Here is a 21,894-nt window from a genome sequence, read left to right on the forward strand (position 1 = left end):
GTTCTTTGAGTCAGCGATTACAGAGCTTACTAAGGAAATAATGAATCATCTGTAACTATATTCTGCGCTTTTTGTCGACCTATAGAGAAGAATTAGGAATTGAATTAGCGCTTTTCTAGATTCGTTCGCATAACAGCTTCAATCTGTTTTATTTCTCTATAAAAATCCTCAAAAAAAGGGCCTGTAAAGGCCCTTTCCAGATATTGCGATCATTCAGTTACTCTGTTACGTAGCTTGACTCAATGCATACCCACCCTTCAAGTGCCCCACATGTTCAAAGCCTAAACGTTTTAAGGCCTGAGCAGCAACTTGTGAGCGGCTACCACTACGACAGACCAATATTAACTCTTGAGATTTGTTCTGTTGTTGCTGGCAAATAAAATCGGCTAGACGGGTCAAAGGTACGTTCATATCAAACTCTTGCCTATGGTTGAGTGCATACTCATGAGGCTCACGTATATCGATGAGCTTAACCCCTGGCGTAGAGTTTAATTTAGCTTTTAACTCAGGTGTATTGTACTCTTGTAGCCGCTTTTGATTACATGAGCTAGTAAATGCACCACACATAATCTCCTCACCAATCTGATCATGAATATTCTTATCTAAATCGGCCTTATTTTGCTTGAACTGCTGTTCACTTAGTTGAGACATTAAAACGCCATTGAGTAACTGGTTTCTACTTCTCTCTGCTGCAAAATTAGTTACGAATTCATTGTGGTAATCGTGGCTTGGGCACAACAGTGCATCGTCACCGACCAAATCAAAAAGTGTCTTCAAGCTGTTAAACATCAACTGCGCACTGCTGGTTGAAAAATTTGTACGGCCAAGGCTACCCATAAGCACCAAATCACCACAAAATACATAGCTCACCGCCAACTGACCCTGTTGCAGCTTATGTTTGTCACATAGCACAAGGGAAATGCTGTCATCGGTATGCCCCGGCGTTGCAATACGTAGTAAATACTTATCACCAATAGAAATAGCTTCATATGACTGGCCATCAAGTTCTATCTTTGCTACTTCCTCAGGCCACCCTAAATGGTTGGTATGCTGCATAGCCAAATGCTGCTTCGCCAATTCCACTCGCCCTGATTGGTGATCGGCATGACCATGAGTATCAATAGCAGCAACAAGCTGTAGCTGTTGACACTGTAAAATCGTCAGTAAACGGTTAGTCAGCTCAGGGAGAGGGTCAACTATAACTGCTGTTTTGGTTGTTGGATCAGCATACAGCCAAGTGCAACTGCCACCGACTTTAAACTGCACTAAACCTTGCAGCTGAGACTTTTCGTCAATATTTCCCATCGCATTTAGCAAACAACTGTGACCTAATGCCTGTGCACAATGCGCAATACGATCGCATGCCTGATCTATTTGTTGCTGAGTGACAGCAGGACCAAATGACATGCGAATAGCAGATTCACTCTGCCATGCAGGCAAGCCCATTGCATCAAGGACAAAGCTGCGTGTTACCTTTGAGCTACACGCTGATCCTGAACTAACACGTATATTCGCCGCATCAAACAAGTCCATGATTTCTTTAGAGCTAAAGCCAGGTATTGCAAAGTTCAATGTGGTGGGCACACTATTTGTGAAATCATGATTGAACACCACGGTTGGAAACGCATTTTTCAGAGCCAACGCCAGTTGTGTACGAAACAATTGTAACTGACCAACACTGGCAAACACCCCGTCACCTTGTTCCAGTAGCTCATCAAAAATAACATTGAGTGCTGCCAAACCTGGTAGATTCTCTGTACCTGAACGCAATCCACCTTCTTGTCCGCCGCCAGCAATAAATGGTGTAAACGGCGCACCTTTGCGTATGTAAACAAAACCAATTCCCTTTGGCGCGTATAACTTGTGACCGCTAAAAGGCGCATAGTCAATGCTGGTATTGGCTAATTCAAGGCAGCGTTTACCTAGAGCTTGTACACAGTCCACCATCCAAAAGACATTGGCATTATTGCCTCGTATTACAAGTTCCAATGCATCTAAATCTTGATATACGCCAGTTTCATTATTCACCGCCATTGTGCAGATCATTAATGCGTTGGGTACTTCTTTCGCAATGAAGTCCATGTCCAATTTGCCCATCTCATCGACAGGAATAGGCTTTACTGTTGCATTTATTTCTAGGATTTTATTCCAGTGTTTCAAAGACTCCGGCACAGCTTTGTGCTCTGTTGCACCATAAAGAATGCTGTATTCTTTATCCGCTTGCATACTATTTTTAGCGGCATATAGTGCTGATAGGATCCCTGTTTGGATTCCTTCTGTCGCTCCACTGGTAAAGATCACTTGCCCAGAGCCTGCACCTAGCACTTTAACTGCCTTATTGCGTGTTTCGTCCATTATTTTTTTGGCCTGTAACCCACTTATATGGCTACTGCTAGGGTTACCAAACATCGTTTCCATCGTCGACAATGCTGCCTTTGCAGCCCTCGCCAATACTGGTGTAGTAGCGTTTGCATCTAGGTAAATTTGGCTTAGCGCCTGTTGCTCAGACATGACAAGACCTTTATTTATATCTAACCACTTGGTTATAACTAGAAATTATAACTAATTACTTATTGCTATATTAGCAAGTTGTGGTGCTTATTCAACCATTAATTTTGTAAAAACATCGTGCAAGAGCTCTATATTCATGCATTTCAGGAGGTTTTGATCTGATTATTGAGAAAAGTACTTATAACATTTGTTGTGTATTTACGGTTAAACTAAAGTTAAAAAATTATAACAGAACAGTTTATTTTTTGTTCTTTTTCAGTCATCGTAGATAGCGAATCCACTTAAAACAACATGTAAAGGAAATAATATGAGAAAGCTAAACACTCTCACTTTAGCAGTTACTTTAGGTATTGCTTCAAACAGTTACGCGGCTCAAATGCTGTCTGTTAACCCTGATAGAGCGATTGAAGATCAGTATATTGTTGTGTTTGACACACCAAGTGTACTGAGCATGAACGACGAAAATCAGGTTGCAGCGTATGTTGAAACGCAAGGTAACAGTTTGGCGAATAAGTATAATGTGAATGTAAAGCGTAACTTTGGCACAGCTTTAAATGGTGTACTTGTTAATGCAAACAAGAAACAAATTGAAGCAATGTTAAAAGACGGCAACGTTAAATACATTGAGCAAGACCAAATAGTCACGGTTAATCCAATGGTTGGTACAGCTGCGGATCAAAACGGCGCAGTATGGGGCCTTGACCGTATTGACCAGCAAGACTTGCCATTAAATGGTGTGTATCACTACGACTATGATGGCTCTGGTGTTACAGCTTATATTATCGACACGGGTGTTCTTGTTAGCCACAACGAATTCGGTAACCGCGCAAGCCACGGTTACGATTTCATCGATAATGATGCTGATGCAACTGACTGTAACGGTCACGGTACTCACGTAGCAGGTACAATCGGTGGCTCTACATACGGTGTAGCAAAGAATGTTAACGTTGTAGGCGTACGTGTATTGAGCTGTAGTGGCTCAGGTACAAACTCAGGTGTTATCTCGGGTGTAAACTGGGTTAAGAACAATGCAAGTGGCCCATCTGTTGCGAACATGAGTCTGGGTGGCGGCGCTTCTCAGGCACTGGATGATGCAGTGAACAGCGCGGTTGCATCGGGTGTTAGCTTTATCGTTGCTGCTGGTAATGATAACAGCAATGCTTGTAACTACTCTCCAGCGCGTGCAGCTAATGCGGTCACTGTTGGTTCAACAACAAGCAGCGACAGCCGTTCTAGCTTCTCGAACTACGGTACTTGTTTAGATATTTATGCACCTGGTTCTAGCATTAAGTCAGCTTGGTACAACTCAAACACGGCAACCAATACTATCAGTGGTACATCAATGGCTGCTCCACATGTTGCTGGTACAGTTGCACTTTACCTAGATGAAAACCCAAGCCTTACACCATCACAACTTGATCAGATGTTAAGCGACAAGAGCGCGAAGAACAAGCTATCTGATGCTAAGACTGGTTCACCAAACGAGTTATTACAAGCTGCAAGTGGCCCAATCGTAGAGCCTCCTTTAACAGAACTCACAAGCGGCGTTGGTGTTGCAGCTGACGGTGCCAGTGGTTCTCAAAATTACTTCAAGATTGACGTTCCTGCAGGAAGTGCAGCACTATCATTCGTGCTAACAGGTGGCTCTGGTGATGCTGATCTGTATGTTAAGCAAGGTCAAAAACCTACTCTGAATGACTACGCTTGTCGTCCATACAAGAATGGTAATGAAGAGCAGTGTGACTTCACAAACCCTGCAGGCGGTGAGTGGTATGCTATGTTACACGGCTATAGCTCATATAGCGGCGCGACGCTGACAGCAACAGTTGGCGGCGATGACACAGGTTGCGGTAGTGACTGCCTACAAAACGGTGTTCCTGTAACTGGCTTAGCTGGCAGCCAAAATCAACAATTAAACTACAAGATTGAAGTACCAGCAAACGTAACATTAAACGTGTCTATTTCAGGTGGCTCTGGTGATGCTGACTTATATGTAAAACAAGGTTCAGCACCAACTACATCAAGCTATGACTGTCGTCCATATAGAAATGGTAATAACGAAAGCTGCTCTTTCAGCTCAGGTCAAGGCGGTACGTATTACATCATGCTAAACGGCTACACTAGCTTCTCAGGTGTAAGTTTAGTAGGTCAATACTAAGCCATAGCAACCTAATGGTTAAATATAAAACCCCAGTTTAACTGGGGTTTTTTTGCTTCTTATACAAACAAAACTCAACTTCCCCCAAACTACTCATTGCACCGCGTATCCAACCTTGAGCTTCATAAGTCCTGGTTGAAAAGCACACAAATACTGCTGCACATCTTATCAGCATAGCTAAACTCACATATTCAACTACGACTAAGCTACTGCGGATATTCTTGAAACGTTTGCATTGGAATACGCACCGAATTTAATGACGCGTTTTCTTTAACGGCGCAGAGAATACGTAATATTGATGCAACACCAAATGATGTTGCTCTTCGCTATACAGCTGTGGGGGTAAATGTATCTTCTTAATTTTTGTCAGCCTTGGCAGGCTTATACAATCCATCGAATACAGTTTGCCACTGCGTTGCTGTAACTTCTTTGCGTTCCCATAACTGACGGACTGTACCATCTTCATTTGGCGTCCAAGTAATACGCTCTATAACTTGCTTTTGGCTATCTGCAGAGCGCGCCCCGGAAAGAATCATGCGTCCATCATTGAGCCCACCATCTAACCGTAGGAGTAAACCTGAGTTATCCACCCAAGTTTGATGCCAAGTGTTGGTATTAATATCGTAAATATTGAGACTTTCTCCAGAAAAGCCAGACTTCGTACTGTAAACCTCCTTTACAACACAACCGTCGTGAGATTTACTGATAGTGTTTTCCCCTGCAAGCTGGCCGTCTTTGGTAAATACTTGCCAGTGACCAAGCCAAAAGTCAAAGCTGCGATAGCCGCTTTCATTACACTTAGCCACTATCTGTGAACTCGCTATTAAACAGCCCATGATTAGATATCGTGTTAACATCGTACTACTCCATTTAGCAATAGGTGGCAACAAAATACTTTAGCGTTTAATAATTCACCATGCTAGGAAATTACAAACTTTAACCTTACTGACCTTAGGTGGCTCTAGAGGTCGCCCAAGGCTTTTTCGTGTTGCTGCTCAATAACACGCGGATGCAACCAAGAGAATACTCGCTCTAAAAACTGTTCTGCACGATGCTCCACAATGTGTGAATGGGCCATAATAATTGTTTCAGGACGCCAAGAGAGCATTTGTTCGATATGCTGTCTCGCTTCTTCTTTATGAAAAGTAAAGCTCAAACGCCAATCCAGAAATGCATCAGCCCCCGGTGTCACCACTCCTGCGAATTTAGCCAACCAATTTTGTGAAGGTTCACATCCAGCACTGACATCTCCTTCAATTAAATCAGTCACAATAAGCGAGCATGAGGGCCGATGAAAAAAAACCGCCTCTTCCATTGCTGGTGACCCTGTAAACAGCAAGTAATCAATATCAGGTGGCCAAGAGGGTGAAAAATCAGCCGACAACACAGCATTAAACTCAAGATCATGGCGCTTTCTAACCACTTGCGCCGTTCCCATTAAAGCGGCTTCAGGAAACTGTATTTGCCAGTCGTACAAAAATAAATGATGTAGTTCATTGGGTGCTATCAGATATTTCACTTTCCCTAATGAGGATATTTCGTGAATAAGGGCATCGGTTAACTTGATAGGACTGTGTAGCCACAAAGAATTGTCGTCAAAACGTACGATTGTCATTCGGGTGGCATGAGGCAACGAAAAATAACATACAGATTCGCCGTCAAACACCCAGATATTGTCTGCTATCTTTATCATATTCCCTCCTATCAAAGCTTCTCTCCCAAATTTTGCTCGCCATGGTTTTTCTCATATCAATGAACAATTTCATTTAATGCACTTTTAAGAATAATAAAGCTGACTGAATACCACCTTAAAGCTCAGTCAGCGGAATATATTTACATCCATCTAACACCTTTTGTTTAAATCTTAGGTAGAGTCAAGTGACATAATTTTTATGGTGAACCGCTCGGCCACATTCCTTGTTCACTCAAACATGAGAAAATCACCTCAATATTACAACGGTATTTGTCTAGGCGTTTAGTCAATATGCGAAGTGCTTGGCCTAAAAGCGCTAAAATAGCAACACAAGCTTGATTTTGATAACCATTATCATTAGCATATGACATCGATTTGCATTTATAAAATCGCAATAAAAACTCTGATAAGGCACAGAGACATTGCGCTGCTAATTTTGCAATCAGAGCAAACAAGCTCACCAGTGGCATCTATGTTGCGAAACGCAATTTTTTCAATAACTTGCTACAAATATTTGGTCTGATTACGCAAGAGTTACATAGCGTTTTCATCTATTACGGGTCGAGAGGCAAACGCTTCACGTTTTGAATTTATTATGCTTGTAAAAATACTTAGACAATGTCACCTAATGATCGCAGCAATTACCGCAATTCTTTTGCTATGTATCTGCATCAGTGGTGCTTTATTGGTATACGGTCACGAACTACAGCGCGCTTTAGCGCCCAGTGAGTGGCGGGTGACGCCTCAAACGCAAACTTTACGTTTATCTGAGCTTGTCACTGAGGTTGAGAAACATACAGGGTCACATATTCGCCAAATTCGTCTTCAAGACGAGTCCGACTTAGCATGGCAAGTTTTTTTAAATGATATGACCGCTGTAAATCTAAACCCTTACACCGGTGAAGTCATCAAGCATTACCGCTACAGCGAAACCTTCTACGGGGTGATCATGCTGTTTCACCGCTGGTTGCTATATAAAAATGATGATGGTGAACGACCCTTCAAAGTGTTTATCTCTATCGCAAGTTTGATGTTAATTATTGAGATATTGATAGGGTTATGGCTGTGGCTAAAGCCCAAAAAGCCGCTGAAAAGGTTAAAAATTAATTGGAAGGCAAAACCTAAAGTTTTATTGTACCAATTACATATCACACTTGGTGTGATTTGTTCGCTGCCACTTATATTGATTGCCTTCTCTGGCATGACATTTCATTGGAAAGACGCGACTCAGGCGGTTGTTAAAACGCTAACGTTTAGCGACATTACCAAGGTCGAGGCACCAAAAATAGAACAAACAGGTCCATTGGTGTCTGTGGACAAGGCATATCAAACCATTTTAGATAACCTTGATGGTGCAAAGTTACAACGCTTGAGCTTTGCACATAACAATGCGCTTATGTCTGGACGCGTACAGTTAGAAAACGAGTTTTTTCCTCATAGTATGCGTTGGGTTGATATGAATACAGGCCAGTTAGTGCAAAAGTTTGACGCCGTTGATCAAAGTGCAGCAACCGCAACATGGAATTTTAGATATGTGTTTCACGTTGGTAGTTTTGGCGGACATTTCACTAAAATCTTATGGCTGATACTTACCCTACTTCCCGTTTTCTTGGTAATTTCGGGAGGCTATTTCTATGTGAAACGACAACGCAAAGGTAAAAAAAGCTAACCAACAAAAAGAGCGCTTTTATCTGCGCTCTTTAAGCTATGAAGCTCTTTTGAGTTTGCCTTATACATCCTGTTGTTGACTCATAAAATCAACCATACGCTGCATAATTTCCTCTTGGCTTAGATCTTCTGTGTGCGTGGCGATGGTCCAAACATGGCCAAATGGGTCTTGTAATGTCCCCGCCCTGTCACCATAAAACTGATCATGAACAGGTCTTATCTCGGTAGCCCCCAACGCAATAGCATTGGCAAATACGCTATCCACATCCTCGACATACAGCATGAGGCTTACGGCTGTACCACCCAGCGCTTGCGGATCTTGGAAGTGCACCTCTGAGCACATATCAGATAACATAATGTGTGAATCACCTATTTTGAGTTCTGCATGGGCAACCCCCCCATCGGGCATGGGAAGCTGTATGACCAGCTCAGCATTAAAAGCTTTTTGGTAGAACACAATGGCGCTCAATGCACCATCAATAATTAAATAAGGGGTAATTGAGTGAAATCCTTCTGGGATAGCAGATACGGTCATAACTTTTTCCTTTGTCGTTATTCGTTGCCCAATGAGACTAGCTGAAAATAAACAATGTGAACAGCTTAAAAAACAACCTAATTTAGCTTGATGAATATAACAAAGCGAGTTTTTTAATACCGTGTGGTGGAGTAAACCTCTCTATCTCTACAAATCCATGTTTGCGATACAATCTAATGGCTGGCTCATTTACCACCGCCGTCTCGACCCAAGCAGAAGTAATGTGTAATTCACTCAGCACAAAACACATCAGTTTATCTGCTATCCCCTTCCTGAAATGATTCGGGTCAACCACCAAGCTATGGATCTCTAGGTGCAGCTCGGTCATCTCAATTTCAATCACCGCAGCGACGTCATCGCTTTCCACATAACCATAAAAATCACTTTTTGCAGCTTTAATATCAGCCACTGTTCGAGACAGTGGTGGAAAATCTTCCCGTCCTATCAATTCTGCCTCGACGCTATAAGACCTTTGCGATACGCACCAGATTTGCTTAGCGATACGCTCATCGTGATGTTTTAGTTTAGTTATCATAGTCATCCTAGCTTTGGTTTCACCATTGTCCTAAAAAAAAGCTTTGAATACTCGCTATCGTGGTTAACTCTCCCATTACCTGCACGACGTGCTCGGGTTCAGTGATCTCGGGCTTTCCTTTGTAATCGCCACAAGTATTCTCAAGAATGTAGTCCCATTGCAACAACACGGCTTCTTTTACTCCCTCAGAAGTAACTATCTTCTGCGGGTTTTTTGTTGCTTTTATCCAGTATGCGCTTACGGATGAGTTTTTTATGTTCAATGAAGTTGATTCAACATCAAAACCGGATTTTCGCAAAATCACTTTCATGTCAGATTCACAATACGGAACAGCATATTTTTCTGGGTGAAGTAAGGGATACAGCTCGATTATAACGACTTGCCCATCACCTTTTACCGCCTGAGCTGCTCTATTAATAATTTGTGCGAAATCATTCGGGTTACATTCATGTAGCACGTTGGAAATAACCACCAAATCATAGTAAGAAGTCAGAATATTCGCTTCAAGATTAATAATCTCTACATTATTACTGTCTTGTTCTATCAATTTGCCCAACTCTTCCCTGACATTTTCAAAAGGTTCCCAAAACGACCATCGAATATTGTTCTTAACATCGGGGAGCTTACTAACTTCAAAAAACGTTCTTCCATAACCCGCCCCTAAGTCTAAAACCTCTAGCCTCTTACCACTTTGGCTTGATAGTTTTCGCTTAATAAAATCAGCTAACTTGTCGTTTTGTAAATCAGGCTTGTTGGAGTTTTTATGTTGTACCGCACCGTAGTTGAAGGCTTTTGCAAAGCTTCTCAAAACCGATTCAGACAAAGCAAGGCTGTTGGATTGTGATAGTCTTAGCAAATTATTGTCATAGCCATCAAATAACTTGTAAGTCATACTTACTTTCTCAAAATCACTTTCAAGATCCACTATCTTACGAGAAAAGGTTGGTAAAACCGCTCTCGATCTTTTTTCAAAGTCAATTTCAAGTTCAGGCTCTATACACTTAGGTTCATCAAGCTCTACATACCAACATTGATCTATCAGTTTTGAGAAAATAACGTGAGGATGGTGAGTCGTAACTATCGCTTGGGGGATTGTCTGTTTAATCTTCTCACACAAAAATGAAATATATTGTGGATGTAAATAAGTTTCTACTTCATCTATTAGCAAGATACTGATTTCTTTGTAGCAAATAAAACATAAGTAGAAAAACAACGCTCTTTGTCCCTGACTCCAAGAAGGATTTGGAAATATTTGACCGTCAAAGTATCTTAGGTGTAATTCTATATTTTTGGTTGCATTGTTATATCTGTAATATAGGTGGCCGTTAGTAATTGATTCTAAATCTCTTGTTACTTCACACGCACCATCACACTTATACAGTTTATCTGGGTTGATATTTGCACAATAATCAAAACGATAACTTTTATCCGCTAGCCACTTTTTCTTATCAAACTCATTTGCATGTTTGTCTCTGAGGTGGTTTCCAATAAACTCCCACAAAACCTGCCTGCATATGTTTTCAATGTTACTAGCTTCGTCGTTAGTGATCCTGCCATCACCGAGTGGGATATAAGTAAACTTCTTTAATACATAGTCTAAGTCATTGAGTAAAAATACATTCTTACAGCTCAAATTAGGGTCTTGTAATTCAACTGCAACAGAAGAACGCCTCGGTGTAAAACCATCTTGAGAGCTCTTGTTCCCATTAGCATTGTGTTCTTTAATACTTCTATCAATATGATTGATAATATGTGATTTTCCCGAGCGGTTTTTACCCGCAAACACGATTAGCTTTGTTTCATTCCCGCGGGGAACTTTGATGTTCAATAGAATAGACTCTTGTTTACTTTTTGTTCCGACGCTTACTTTTTTTATGAAGTTCATTTATTTCCCTAATCTAAACAACTCACCACACGCTGAATATTTGAGTTTTCTAGCACCACGTGAGCGCACTCAACACGGCCCGCCTATTCACTAGGATATCGGTGCGCTAAGCTCTCATTATTGATTTTTTAAGCTCTAACATGCATTACAAAGGAAAAGTGGTCAATACAAACAAAAAAATGACCACCAATTGGCGACCATTTTCTAGGGATGTCTCGGGGTGCTAACGAAAGCTTAGCTCAAAGGGGTTACGCTAAACTACAGCACTCTTGGGTTATTCACCGCATTTAAGCCCTGCCAGTCTTCTAAGTCTTGTGCTGGTTTTTCCGCTCTAAATTTGGCGTACTGAGCAATACCTTGTTGATCTTCAAGTATCTCAACCGTCACCCCTTTCGCGCGAAGTAAATCTTCATTGCCCGACGCGTTGGTCACATCGCCTACAACCACTTTATCAAAGCCTCTCATGTACAAAAGAGTCGCACATACATCGCATGGGCTTAAGCTGGTAAACAAGGTGGTTTTACCAAAATCAATGCGCCCAGCATCACGAATTGCAGACGTCTCGCCATGATTATAGGGGTGATCCTCTTGTACTAAGGTATTGTGTCCTTTACCCACTATTTGCCGTGTTTGGTTGTCGATGATCACCGCACCAATGGGGCAACCACCCTCTTTATAGCTTTTTTGCGCTAAGAGCACGGCAATACGCATAAAATCAGCGTCCGTTAAAGCACAGGAAAACTCAGCATTCATAAGTGTTGGTAAGCTACGGGTGGGCATATGAGCGATAACAGCCAGTACCTCGTCTGAAACCTGTGTATTTTTAGTAAGTATGGCCATAGGTTCTCCCTTTAAAAGTAATTTCTTGTTGCCTCGCTTTAAAAGCATAGTTTAAATTCAGCTTTTATAACGCTTGGTGCTCCCATCATGCATTTTTTTTCCAGCTACTGGTTCTTTAATAGCGTCAAGATCGACCAAGTTCCAAGGCAAGCCTTGCTGGCGATAAATACGTTTTTGTAAGCAAGGATAATCTCCCACATCATGCGCCAAACGTTGCCCCACCACAATACATTTTAATGTTGTGGCACCACTGTTATAGATAGTGTGTGCAAGGCCACCAGCACGATAGCCAATAAAGTCTCCCGTACCAATGTGATATTGCTTCTCACCGATGGTCGCCGTTGCCTCCCCCTCAAGCACATAAATACACTCATCTTCATGATAATGCTTATGAAATTCAGTGGAATAAAAGCCGGGTTCAACCTCAATGATATGAAAGCCAAACCCTGTCAGGCCCGTTTCATCACCGAGTGATTTGTTTAGCCGCTGAGCTTGATCGTTTAAAAAGTGGGTCTTTTCGAGACCCCTAAGTTGCTCGATATCACTGCGCTTCAATAGGTACTTATCCATGTTACTTCCTTAATACGAAAGGGGAATTCAGTGTAACATGTACTGTGATAGCAACAAGTTAGGAAGGTTATAGACAACCACAGCCAGAGCAGACTGTGGTTGTAGTGAATTTACTTGATTGAGCCTATCACAAAATCCAGTACAGGATTACCTGAAGGCCGATAAGTTAAATCGAATAATGGCGTAGGTTTAGGTAACATGCCGCGTTCAACAATTTCAGAGATCACACTCAAATCTAGTAACCCTGCTTTGCCCATTAACAGATTGTCCAGCGATGTATGTTTAGCTAGATGTAACACATCTCTAAAACCTTTGAGGTATAAATGATCTTTGGTAAACCCACCACCACGATACACACGGGTTGTCAGTGTGAACGCTGACTCCCTACTGGCACCATGATCTTCCACCAATTTGTGAAAGGTTTTCACAAAGTCGCCATGCTCTAGCATGTACTGTACCGCCAATACACGCAGTGCGAGCGTTTTTAAACGGCCAATTGTTAAACTGCCAGAGCAATATTCACTGTATATCGCAACCCCTTCTTGCGTATGCGTATTGCCAGCCAAACCCAGTGCAAAAATCTTCAACGGCAGCTTTTTGGCAATCAAGGTCGTCAACATGTGAATACCTAACTCATGGTAAGCATAAGCATGTAGCTCAGGCGCGGTAAACTTGGCGTCTTTGTTGACCATTAGCAGCGACTTCTCGCTGTTAACCATAGCCTTAGCAACGGTTTTGCTTGATTTTTCAATACGACAAACCAAGCCCCACTGCTGCGCCATTTGCTTAAAATACTCAACAGCTTCATCTGCGTTATGTACAGCCTGATGCTGTTCCAACTCTGAATTATTCAAATGCAGAATAAACTTAGCATTTTCAACATCTGCTTTTTGCGGTGCACCGTAATACTTCAATGAGTTATATAAAAAGTTATCACTACCAATGGTGCTCAATAAATCGATTTTGTTTGCAAGGTTATCAATTACATGGCGATATAATTGCTGGATGTCCGCGTCCATGATTTCATCAACTGGTAACTGATATAAATGCTCTCTAAACTTGTACGGGTTAATATTAAGCTGCTTGTACGTAAAGCTGGGACACACATCACTGCTTTTATTTAAAAACCGGCTTCGCTCAGTGGCGATATTCACAGGGTTAATGTAGTTTAAGGTCTCTACATTTTTGCACAATGAATACAACGCTTTATCTATCTTTAGTACATCAGGGCTAATTGAGGACGACAACACATCGGCTTTTTTGGTGGTTTTGCGCTTCCCATAGCGACGCACAAAGTAGGCCGCTGTGTCACTAATAGCATTTTTAAAACCTGCTTTAAGCTCTTCTAAAACCAACGGATAAACCTCACCCGTGGTCTCATCCATAAACACCTTTTTCACTTCCGTTGGCAACACTAAGGTATTGTCAAAGTGCGCATTGACGTGAGAAATTAGATACCCACGCCCTTGAAAAACTTCATCGGTTGCTGCACGTACATCAAGGTTTGGTAAGCTAATTTTATTAAGCTGCTTTTCAAAGTACTCACTCACTTTACCCCAACGTTCAACATCAATTTGACCAGAGCCAATGTTAAATGTTGGCGTATCACGCTCAATACGTTTGTAATTGTATGAGTGAATGTCAAATACAATAGCGTTTCTAAAGCGATGTTCAACCTCAGCGATAACCGCCTCCAGCACATTATAAAACGCCTGATGCTTGCGATGACTTTTTGCGCGCTGAGTGGTGCTCAGTGGCTTTTTCCACACCTGCTTGTTCCACGCAGTTTTAAAATACGTAGAAAGCGTTTTCGCTCGGTTCAAGTCATATTCAAAACGCGAGTCATTACCAATGAGTTGAATAGGAAATGATGAAATTAGCTCATCTGTGTATGGATCTTCCTCAAAAAATCGCTCTTCTTTGGTCAAAAGAAATGACTTTTCAAGATCGCTACGCAAGTTGTGGCCATTGTGTATGGCCGCACAAATGACCGGTGAGTACTCATCTATCTTAACGATGAAAGCACCCGACTCAACCTCAGCATCAAAGCACTCACCTTTTTTAATTAACGCAATACACTCGCGCTCAGACAGCGTTAGCATCTTCAATCACCTGTCTGAACTCAGATTTACGGCTGCGTACCAACTCTTTGGCATGAACAACACTTTCCACAAAATCAATAACCTGTGCCTGTAGACGCACGCGGTTAAGCTTGTTGATACGCACAATACCGCCAGGACTTAGCACGTTTACTTCAATCAATTTACCGCCAATCACATCGATGCCGGTGAAATACAAACCATCACGCACCAACTTAGGGCCGATATACTTACACAGCTTTTTCTCTTGTGCCGTTAATTTGTGTTTGACCACACGGCCACCTGCATGAACGTTAGCACGTACATCGTTGGCATCTGGAATACGCTTCATTGCGCCGATCGGCTCGCCGTTGAGCATCAGAATGCGTACGTCACCTTGCTCAGCGCCTTCCACGTAATCTTGCAAGATCACATAGTTGCTGCCTTTACCGTGTTCATCACCACCTATGTAAAAGTCCAATAGTGAGCGGAAACTTTGTCTAGCGTTTTTCTCAAGCACGATCACACCACGACCACCATACCCATCCAGAGGCTTAAGGATCATACGGTTACTAGCGGATTCTTCAAAAATACGCTCAAGATATTCACGATTTTTTGATACATGGGTTGCAGGTATAAACTCACTGGCCGTATCTTGAAATGAAGCAGTGTAAATTTTGTTGTTCGCGATACGCAAACCATCTAGGTCATTCATGATGAAGGTATCACCACGAATCGAGTCCAAGAAATTCAACGCCAGTGTATCCAGCGGAGGATTTGCTCGCATGATAATGGCGTCAAAACCCGCCATAGGTAGCTGTACGCGTCTAAATTGTGCCGTTTTATAAAAGCTAGGGATATTGTCCGGACACTTATTGGCTTTTGTGAATACATCACAAAATGCGCTAGCAACACTATCACGAATCGTTAAATTGTTAACAGTTGCAAGCGCTACGGTGTGGCCGCGCTTTACGCACTCATGGATTAAACGCAAAGTTGAATCGTTTTCTGGCTCAACTTTATGCCACGGGTACATAATAAAACAAATTTTCACAGGCTTTGATCTCTTGTAGCTAAACGGCATTGCCAACATTGGCAATGCCTTAAAGAGCGTAGAGTACAAAATAGCGCCGCACGCTGCTGAGAAATATTTTTATCGTCACGATAAAAATACTTACATTGTGAAATTTTGTTTTTAACAGAGTAAGTTAGCGCGCTTTTTCCTCCATCAACATAGCGATGCCAAGACTGGCTATAAACGTTGCGCATAGGCGATTAAAGTATTGTTGAATATGCCTTTGTTTGAGCCAGTTTTTCGAAAATGCCCCTAACGCGGCATACAGGCAAATGACAGTTAGTTCTAGCAATAAAAACAAAGCGCCCAACGCAGTGGACTGCGCCATGACAGCCGCTGTCGGGTCAATAAATTGCGGCAAAAATGCGGTAAAGATCAATATGGCTTTGGGGTTACCAAGCGCCAGTAAACATTCTTGTTTACTCAATTGCAAAGACGACCTCGCCGTCGGGTGTATCAAAGGCTCATCTTGTATGCTTGGCGCGCGCCACAACTTGACAGCAAGCCAAAATAAATAGCCTGCGCCCATGATTTTGACTGTAAAAAAGAGCCATTGGGACGTCAGTAACACGACCGCCAGGCCACTGGTAACCAAAGCTATCATGATCATAAAAGCCACTAATCTGCCCAGCCCCCCCATAATAGCCGCAGCTAAGCCATAACGTTGTGCATTATTTAAGGCTAACAGGTTATTAGGGCCGGGCGCCATATTCAGCGCAAAGCACGCAGGAACAAATAGCAGTAATGTCGTAAAATCCATTTTAATCTTCTAAATTTAAAAGCGGTTTTAAAACCGTACCACTTAGCTTTCACCCACACAAGTATCACGCTTTATCGCCACTTGGTTGGCTTCACGCGCATAAAGATATATTGTATGCAAAAAAAAGAGAATATCATGACTGCCTTTTATCACGCCATACTATGCGCTTTAATGCTGTTGTCTGGGTCAAGCTTAGCATTTAACAATCTTATTGACCGTGTTGGAGAACCCAGCATGATGCGCCCCAGCGATGAGTTTAAACACAGTCCATACAGTCCATTTTTTGATATGGGCGCTTGGCATGGGCATTTGCTTCCTAGCTCAGACGAAGAGTTGGGCGGCTTTACAGGTCATGCAGTCATTGCCGAAGAGTATTTGCTGTATATCGCCAAACGCTTTGATCGCCTACAGCTATATCGCCACGGTGAGCGGGTGCCGCTATCAGGTGAAGTATTTTCTCAACCGGGCGTTTTGATACAAAAGTTACATGGTCCTGAAGTTCGCGTCACCTTAACACTGCGCTTTGTTGACCATCGAACCTCTTTGCTTAAAACACATATCGAGTCACCACATCAACATACCCTGCGATTCGATGGTCAGCTGTTAAGCCAATTTGATGACAAGCGTACCCACACACAAGCGTTTGCCGATTATCAACCAGTGCTCACCCCAATCAGTAATGGTATTAGGGTCGAATTTGGCCGAGTTCGCGCGCCTTGGGAATTGCTCACATCGGGCACTTCTAGTTATGTGATGCAAAAAACACTGCCAATCACCTTCACAAGCGAGAAAAATGGCTTTCATGGTCAAGCCCGTGTTGATGCTAATACGACCTTTTATACGCTTTATAGCCACACACTCAATGACGCAGAATATAAAGATACTCGAAAACGCCACCAAGCTATTCTCAAATCCCCTGAGCAATACTTGCAGCAAAGTAAGCAGCGCTGGCACTCATATTTACAGGTAACGCAGAAAATTAAGTCACCCTCGCATCGTCGTTTGTTGGCAAAAACTATTGAAACCTTACTTGGCAACTGGCGTGCGCCCGCAGGTGCCATCAAACACCATACGGTTAGCCCTGCGGTGACCGCACGCTGGTTTTCAGGCAATTTGACTTGGCCGTGGGATACATGGAAACAAGCCTATACCCTCAGTCACTTTCACCCATTGTTAGCCAAAGAAAACATTAACACCGTGTTTGCGCATCAAATACAACCAGGTGACAAAGTACGACCGCAGGATGTAGGAATGTTACCCGATTTGGTGGGCTACAACGTCAGTCCTGAACGTGGCGGTGATGGTGGCAACTGGAGTGAGCGCAACACCAAGCCCAGCCTTGCCGCTTGGGCGGTAATGAAAGTGTATGAGCAAACTCAAGATAGTCAGTGGCTAAAAACCATGTACCCCAAATTAAAAGCCTATCGACAGTGGTGGCTGCGCAATCGGGATCACAACCGCAATGGCGTACCCGAGTACGGCGCAACACTCGATAAAGCACACAACAACCCAAAGGGGCAGCTAAAATTTATACTACTTGAAGGCGATAAACACCGTGTTCTGTATGGCTTAGAACAATTTCGTACACTAAAAAGCCAAGGGGAGTCAGTCACACTGCCAGCTCAAACTGCCGCATCGTGGGAGTCTGGTCGAGATGATGCGGGTAACTTTGGTTTTATTCACCCACAGCAGCTCGCCGAATACCTCAAAACTGGCGGAAAGCGACAAGACTGGCAGGTAGATTTTGCAAAAAATGTTTCCACACATGGACAACTGCTCGGTTACTCACTCAAACAGGAGTCGGTTGATCAGGCCAGTTACATGGTTGCTGACAATCGCTATTTGGCTAAGATAGCGCGTTTGTTGGGCCATACAGACGACGCAGAAATGTTCGCAAAAGCAGCACAACAACTCAGCGATTATATTAATCGTTGCATGTTTGACCCAAACAGTGGCTATTATTACGATATTGAAATTGCCTCAGTACCACTGGAAAATGGCTGTGCAGGCAAACCTTTGAGCAAGCGTGGTAAGGGCCCAGAAGGATGGTCTCCTTTGTTCAATCAAGTAGCAACGCCTGCGCAGGCACAAGCTGTTCGTAACGTCATGCTCAACCCCAATGAGTTTAACAGCCATATACCACTTGGGAGCGCCGCATTAAGCAATCCAGCTTTTGGCCCGAATATTTATTGGCGGGGCCGCGTGTGGCTCGATCAGTTCTACTTTGGCGTAAAAGGGTTAAGCCACTACGGTTATCATCAAGACGCGCAGCAACTGATTGAGAAGCTTTTATCCAGAGCAAATGGACTAATGCAAAATGCCCCCATCAGAGAGAATTACCATCCACTCAACGGGGCCGTGCAGGGGGCACCCAATTTTTCTTGGAGCGCGGCACATCTATTTATGCTGTTAACTGAATTCAAACTAAGCAAACAAGATGTATAACCAATTAATTTTAATAGATAAAAAAACTAATCGCATGATACATTTTAGCACTAAAGAAATATCAATAGGGACAATGATGAAACGTATAATTGGTTTGCTAAGCTTATGTGCCATATTTGGCGCACACGCAACCCCTTCAACAATTGACGATAAAAAGCGAAACCGGGCGATTCCGCTGGAAATCACCATGCCAACTAACGAGACACAGTGTACGGCACAAACACAATGTAAAGTGGCGTTTATCAACGCAGGCTATCGCGTAGAACATGATAAATATCAGTTTATTTCGAAGCTGTTAAACCAACGAGGTTATTTAACCGTTGCAATAGCCCATGAACTACCCGGCGATCCGCCTTTGTCGATCACTGGCAACTTGTTTGAAACCCGTCAAGAAAACTGGCTCAGAGGTACAGTCACCATTGCAGTGGTACACGAGCAGCTTAAGCAAGAATATCCACACTATAATTTCGACCAACTCATGTTGATTGGTCACTCCAATGGCGGTGATATTTCATCTTTACTGGCCAGCCAAAAGGTGAGCTTCATCAAGGATATCATTACATTGGATCATCGCCGCGTGCCACTGCCACGTAACCGTGACATTCGCGTGTTATCGATTCGTGCCAGCGATTACCCAGCTGACCCTGGTGTGCTGCCAACGCTTGCAGAGCAGCAAAAATATCAAAGCTGTGTGGTCACCATAGATAAGTCCAGACACAACGACATGAGTGACTACGGGCCACAATGGCTTAAAACCCGTATTAACCGCTTGATTGAACTACATTTAGATGACACTGACTGCGAAGCCTTGAAAGCAATTTAGTCTCGTCAAAAAAGGGCCTTACGGCCCTAACCAGTCTTTGGGTAAACTCTTTAATCTAGCAAGGTCAACTTGCTGACATTGCGCACACCAGGGTGGCTCATATAATCATTTTTGATGCCTTCAACGCGTAGCCGTTTACCCAATACACTTGGGTTTAGCTGCGGGCTAAAAGCATCGCGCTGTGAAGACTCCAGTTTAATGTATAAGTTATCCGCGCTATTGTTATCATCACTTAGTTCAAGCGCATATTGACCATTAACTGGAGAAGTTATTACACCCGCTACCACTACAGCCTGACCATTTGCTAAAGCTAACACCTCGCTTACTGACATATCGCTACCGGTGTCTGGGTTCGTCGTACCATTACCGACCACTTCAATCGAGCTGACCTGACGCACACCCGGTGCGCTCATGTAGCTGTCGCGTACACCTTTGATCAGTAACTGTGCATTTAGAATAGATGGATTGAGCTGCGGACTAAACTCACTACGCTGAGCGCTTTCAAGTTTAACGTTAATGGTAAAACTCGGGTTGTTGCTGTCTTCCAGTACCAGTGCATAGATATCATTCAGTGCCGACTTTACTCGACCAGTTAACTCGATGCTCTCACCCTGCGCCGTCGCCAATGCTTGCTCTACAGATAAAGCCGTCGGCGCAATTTGAATATCACTGACATAACGCAACCCAGGTTCGCCCATGTAACTGTCGCGCTTAGCTGTTACGATGATATTCTGATTTAAAATACTCGGATTGAGCTGGGGGTTAAAATCGCCACGCTGCGCGCTTTCAAGCTTTACGTAGATGTGGCTGGCTGGGTTGTTTAAGTCCGTCAGCTCTAACCCGTAAATGCCGTTTACAGCTGCGCTAACCTTGCCAATCACCACTAAATCAGTTCCCTGAGCTGATGCCAAAGCTTGCTCTACTGAGACCGTATTGCCCGGTGTAGGTGTCGGATCTGGGTCAGGATCGGGATTGGTTTGCCCATTTCCGTATGGCGCATTGTAGGAATTGTTTTTATAAGTGTCAGTATCCCACGCATTAAACCCTGTTGCAGGCGTCCCCCATGGTTGCCCATTGTTAGGGTCGCTATACTCTTGGGTCGCCATTGGAGTCGGTGTGGCAACACCGCTGGTGTGACCATTACTGCCATCGAAATACTGATAACTTTCAGGCGTTGCTAACCAATTTACGATATTTACTGCCAACACGGCAGCGTTGCCCGTGTCCGTCCAACCTGGATAGGTTTTTTTGGTGTTACCGTTATCTTGACGAAGGTACTTAGGCGTTGCATCTTCTATCGGTGAAGAATCACCAATAAATGCCGCTTTGCCTGCACCTGATTTTGCGATGGCGGCATACGGGCCTTCCGCTGCGCCACCAAAATATAGTCCCTGATCTTTAGCGTGTCGCCATTTAACTGGGGTGTCTGTTTGTGAAAAATATACCAAGCCTTTTGCTTTTTGTGGGTTCACAATCGCCAGAGTTGCTCCCGCAGCCATCAAAATAGGCTGTACACCTTGTGTTATACCTTCTGTTTTTGAGCTCTCAACAACACCGCTTACTCCTTGCTTGTAATCCACCGCATTAAAGCGAAAACGAATGCCAAAGTTATCAACTAACCAGCCAGCGTTTGCATTTTTTGGGTTGCGCCAGTCACCGTAGGCTCCACCCATATTGTATTTGCTTAAATCTGAGCGGTTATAGCCATTAAAAACTTCTGTTGCATCCCAAGTATTTAAATTACGATCGGCATCATAGTGATCCGCAACAAAGAAAATCCCTTTTCCTGATGCAACAAATTGTTCTAGTGCTGCCTGCTCGCTAATAGTAAATGGGCGGTTAGTCTCAGCAAGTACAAATACATCAGCCGCTTTAATCGCATCATAGGTGATAACCGCTTCGTTCTGATTTACTCCAGCGCTGCGATCATCATAAAAGCGAATGCGACCATCATTGTTTAAGTCAACGCCTCGGTACTCTTTGACGGTATAACCTTCTTGTACCAAAGCATCAGCGAAATCAGAAAATGCGCCATCAATAACCCAGTCCGCATTGCCTTCAACACCACTATGAGACACATCAAAGTAGACGGTTTTACCGTTGTTATTCGCTACACTTGGCGTTTTAACCGGTGCAACATTGTTCCAGTCATACGCATCTGCTGCGAGTGCATTCAGCGAAAGCGTACCACCGAACAACAACGCTAATGCACTATATCTATACATAGATTTCATTTTTAAAATTCCCGTTATTGAGTTAGAAATCCCTATCTCTTTGTATCAACAAGACATCAGCTAGGGCTGAAAATAAATAGCCCC

The 21,894-nt window shown here is 43.2% G+C and carries 17 protein-coding genes; 4 read left to right on the top strand and 13 right to left on the bottom strand.

Features of this window, described 5'->3' with window-relative positions:
- Positions 1-225: 225 nt before the first annotated feature.
- A complete protein-coding gene (locus L1070_RS15450) occupies positions 226-2,511 on the bottom strand; it encodes an aminotransferase class V-fold PLP-dependent enzyme (protein ID WP_237126220.1) in 2,286 nt (761 codons plus the stop codon).
- 307 nt (positions 2,512-2,818) lie between these two features.
- On the opposite strand from L1070_RS15450, the gene L1070_RS15455 reads away from it, so the two are divergent.
- Positions 2,819-4,669, top strand: coding sequence for a S8 family peptidase (locus L1070_RS15455; protein ID WP_237126221.1), 1,851 nt, complete (start codon positions 2,819-2,821; stop codon positions 4,667-4,669).
- A 356-nt stretch (positions 4,670-5,025) separates the two neighbouring features.
- Here the strand turns inward: L1070_RS15455 and L1070_RS15460 are convergent, their stop codons facing one another.
- From L1070_RS15460 to L1070_RS15470, 3 genes are all read right to left on the bottom strand, one after another.
- Complete coding sequence (locus tag L1070_RS15460) at positions 5,026-5,526, bottom strand: hypothetical protein (protein ID WP_237126222.1); 501 nt, start codon at positions 5,524-5,526, stop codon at positions 5,026-5,028.
- Between the two features lie 104 nt (positions 5,527-5,630).
- Positions 5,631-6,362 (bottom strand): DUF4336 domain-containing protein, encoded by a 732-nt coding sequence (locus L1070_RS15465; protein WP_237126223.1) that lies wholly within the window; start codon positions 6,360-6,362, stop codon positions 5,631-5,633.
- A gap of 197 nt (positions 6,363-6,559) precedes the next feature.
- Positions 6,560-6,733 (bottom strand): hypothetical protein, encoded by a 174-nt coding sequence (locus L1070_RS15470; RefSeq protein ID WP_237126224.1) that lies wholly within the window; start codon positions 6,731-6,733, stop codon positions 6,560-6,562.
- 224 nt (positions 6,734-6,957) lie between these two features.
- On the opposite strand from L1070_RS15470, the gene L1070_RS15475 reads away from it, so the two are divergent.
- A complete protein-coding gene (locus L1070_RS15475; protein WP_237126225.1) occupies positions 6,958-8,031 on the top strand; it encodes a PepSY-associated TM helix domain-containing protein in 1,074 nt (357 codons plus the stop codon).
- Between the two features lie 60 nt (positions 8,032-8,091).
- On the opposite strand, the gene L1070_RS15480 is transcribed toward L1070_RS15475, so the two are convergent.
- The 8 genes from L1070_RS15480 to L1070_RS15515 form a co-directional block, all read right to left on the bottom strand.
- Positions 8,092-8,565: a VOC family protein gene (locus L1070_RS15480; protein ID WP_070985975.1), complete on the bottom strand. Its 474-nt coding sequence runs from the start codon at positions 8,563-8,565 to the stop codon at positions 8,092-8,094.
- An 82-nt stretch (positions 8,566-8,647) separates the two neighbouring features.
- Entirely contained in the window at positions 8,648-9,100 is a 453-nt protein-coding gene (locus L1070_RS15485; RefSeq protein WP_070985974.1) for an N-acetyltransferase, read from the bottom strand.
- A 19-nt stretch (positions 9,101-9,119) separates the two neighbouring features.
- The gene (locus L1070_RS15490) at positions 9,120-10,985 is read right to left on the bottom strand and encodes an AAA family ATPase (RefSeq protein WP_237126226.1); all 1,866 of its coding nucleotides are present in this window, start codon (positions 10,983-10,985) and stop codon (positions 9,120-9,122) included.
- Between the two features lie 258 nt (positions 10,986-11,243).
- A complete protein-coding gene (locus tag L1070_RS15495) occupies positions 11,244-11,825 on the bottom strand; it encodes a nucleoside deaminase (protein WP_070985972.1) in 582 nt (193 codons plus the stop codon).
- Positions 11,826-11,882: 57 nt separating this feature from the next.
- Positions 11,883-12,395 (bottom strand): cupin domain-containing protein, encoded by a 513-nt coding sequence (locus tag L1070_RS15500; RefSeq protein ID WP_070985971.1) that lies wholly within the window; start codon positions 12,393-12,395, stop codon positions 11,883-11,885.
- Positions 12,396-12,505: 110 nt separating this feature from the next.
- Entirely contained in the window at positions 12,506-14,497 is a 1,992-nt protein-coding gene (locus L1070_RS15505) for a flavohemoglobin expression-modulating QEGLA motif protein (RefSeq protein ID WP_237126227.1), read from the bottom strand.
- Entirely contained in the window at positions 14,481-15,527 is a 1,047-nt protein-coding gene (gene gshB, locus L1070_RS15510; protein WP_139158579.1) for a glutathione synthase, read from the bottom strand. The genes L1070_RS15505 and gshB overlap by 17 nt, the downstream gene beginning before the upstream one ends.
- A gap of 154 nt (positions 15,528-15,681) precedes the next feature.
- A complete protein-coding gene (locus tag L1070_RS15515; protein ID WP_237126228.1) occupies positions 15,682-16,308 on the bottom strand; it encodes a LysE family translocator in 627 nt (208 codons plus the stop codon).
- A 114-nt stretch (positions 16,309-16,422) separates the two neighbouring features.
- Between L1070_RS15515 and ygjK the strand changes: the two genes are divergently transcribed.
- Together ygjK and L1070_RS15525 are read left to right on the top strand one after the other, a co-directional pair.
- Positions 16,423-18,753: an alpha-glucosidase gene (ygjK, locus tag L1070_RS15520; RefSeq protein WP_237126229.1), complete on the top strand. Its 2,331-nt coding sequence runs from the start codon at positions 16,423-16,425 to the stop codon at positions 18,751-18,753.
- Positions 18,754-18,829: 76 nt separating this feature from the next.
- On the top strand, positions 18,830-19,576 hold the full coding sequence (locus L1070_RS15525) for an alpha/beta hydrolase (RefSeq protein WP_237126230.1): 747 nt from the start codon (positions 18,830-18,832) through the stop codon (positions 19,574-19,576).
- A 50-nt stretch (positions 19,577-19,626) separates the two neighbouring features.
- Here L1070_RS15525 and L1070_RS15530 read toward each other — a convergent pair whose 3' ends face one another.
- Positions 19,627-21,810, bottom strand: a complete 2,184-nt coding sequence (locus tag L1070_RS15530; protein WP_237126231.1) for a DUF6359 domain-containing protein — start codon at positions 21,808-21,810, stop codon at positions 19,627-19,629.
- Positions 21,811-21,894: the final 84 nt, after the last annotated feature.

Origin of the sequence: Pseudoalteromonas sp. MMG022, assembly GCF_021654245.1 — a bacterium.
Classification (GTDB): domain Bacteria; phylum Pseudomonadota; class Gammaproteobacteria; order Enterobacterales; family Alteromonadaceae; genus Pseudoalteromonas; species Pseudoalteromonas amylolytica.

Excerpts from the sequence above, each read along its gene's own strand:
- L1070_RS15495 (WP_070985972.1), bottom strand. The coding sequence starts at position 11,825 with ATGGCCATACTTACTAAAAATACACAGGTTTCAGACGAGGTACTGGCT.
- L1070_RS15475 (WP_237126225.1), top strand. The coding sequence starts at position 6,958 with ATGCTTGTAAAAATACTTAGACAATGTCACCTAATGATCGCAGCAATT.
- L1070_RS15515 (WP_237126228.1), bottom strand. The coding sequence starts at position 16,308 with ATGGATTTTACGACATTACTGCTATTTGTTCCTGCGTGCTTTGCGCTG.
- L1070_RS15485 (WP_070985974.1), bottom strand. The coding sequence starts at position 9,100 with ATGATAACTAAACTAAAACATCACGATGAGCGTATCGCTAAGCAAATC.
- L1070_RS15470 (WP_237126224.1), bottom strand. The coding sequence starts at position 6,733 with ATGTCATATGCTAATGATAATGGTTATCAAAATCAAGCTTGTGTTGCT.
- L1070_RS15530 (WP_237126231.1), bottom strand. The coding sequence starts at position 21,810 with ATGAAATCTATGTATAGATATAGTGCATTAGCGTTGTTGTTCGGTGGT.
- ygjK (WP_237126229.1), top strand. The coding sequence starts at position 16,423 with ATGCAAAAAAAAGAGAATATCATGACTGCCTTTTATCACGCCATACTA.
- L1070_RS15490 (WP_237126226.1), bottom strand. The coding sequence starts at position 10,985 with ATGAACTTCATAAAAAAAGTAAGCGTCGGAACAAAAAGTAAACAAGAG.
- L1070_RS15465 (WP_237126223.1), bottom strand. The coding sequence starts at position 6,362 with ATGATAAAGATAGCAGACAATATCTGGGTGTTTGACGGCGAATCTGTA.
- L1070_RS15450 (WP_237126220.1), bottom strand. The coding sequence starts at position 2,511 with ATGTCTGAGCAACAGGCGCTAAGCCAAATTTACCTAGATGCAAACGCT.
- L1070_RS15500 (WP_070985971.1), bottom strand. The coding sequence starts at position 12,395 with ATGGATAAGTACCTATTGAAGCGCAGTGATATCGAGCAACTTAGGGGT.
- L1070_RS15525 (WP_237126230.1), top strand. The coding sequence starts at position 18,830 with ATGAAACGTATAATTGGTTTGCTAAGCTTATGTGCCATATTTGGCGCA.
- L1070_RS15505 (WP_237126227.1), bottom strand. The coding sequence starts at position 14,497 with ATGCTAACGCTGTCTGAGCGCGAGTGTATTGCGTTAATTAAAAAAGGT.
- L1070_RS15480 (WP_070985975.1), bottom strand. The coding sequence starts at position 8,565 with ATGACCGTATCTGCTATCCCAGAAGGATTTCACTCAATTACCCCTTAT.
- L1070_RS15460 (WP_237126222.1), bottom strand. The coding sequence starts at position 5,526 with ATGTTAACACGATATCTAATCATGGGCTGTTTAATAGCGAGTTCACAG.
- L1070_RS15455 (WP_237126221.1), top strand. The coding sequence starts at position 2,819 with ATGAGAAAGCTAAACACTCTCACTTTAGCAGTTACTTTAGGTATTGCT.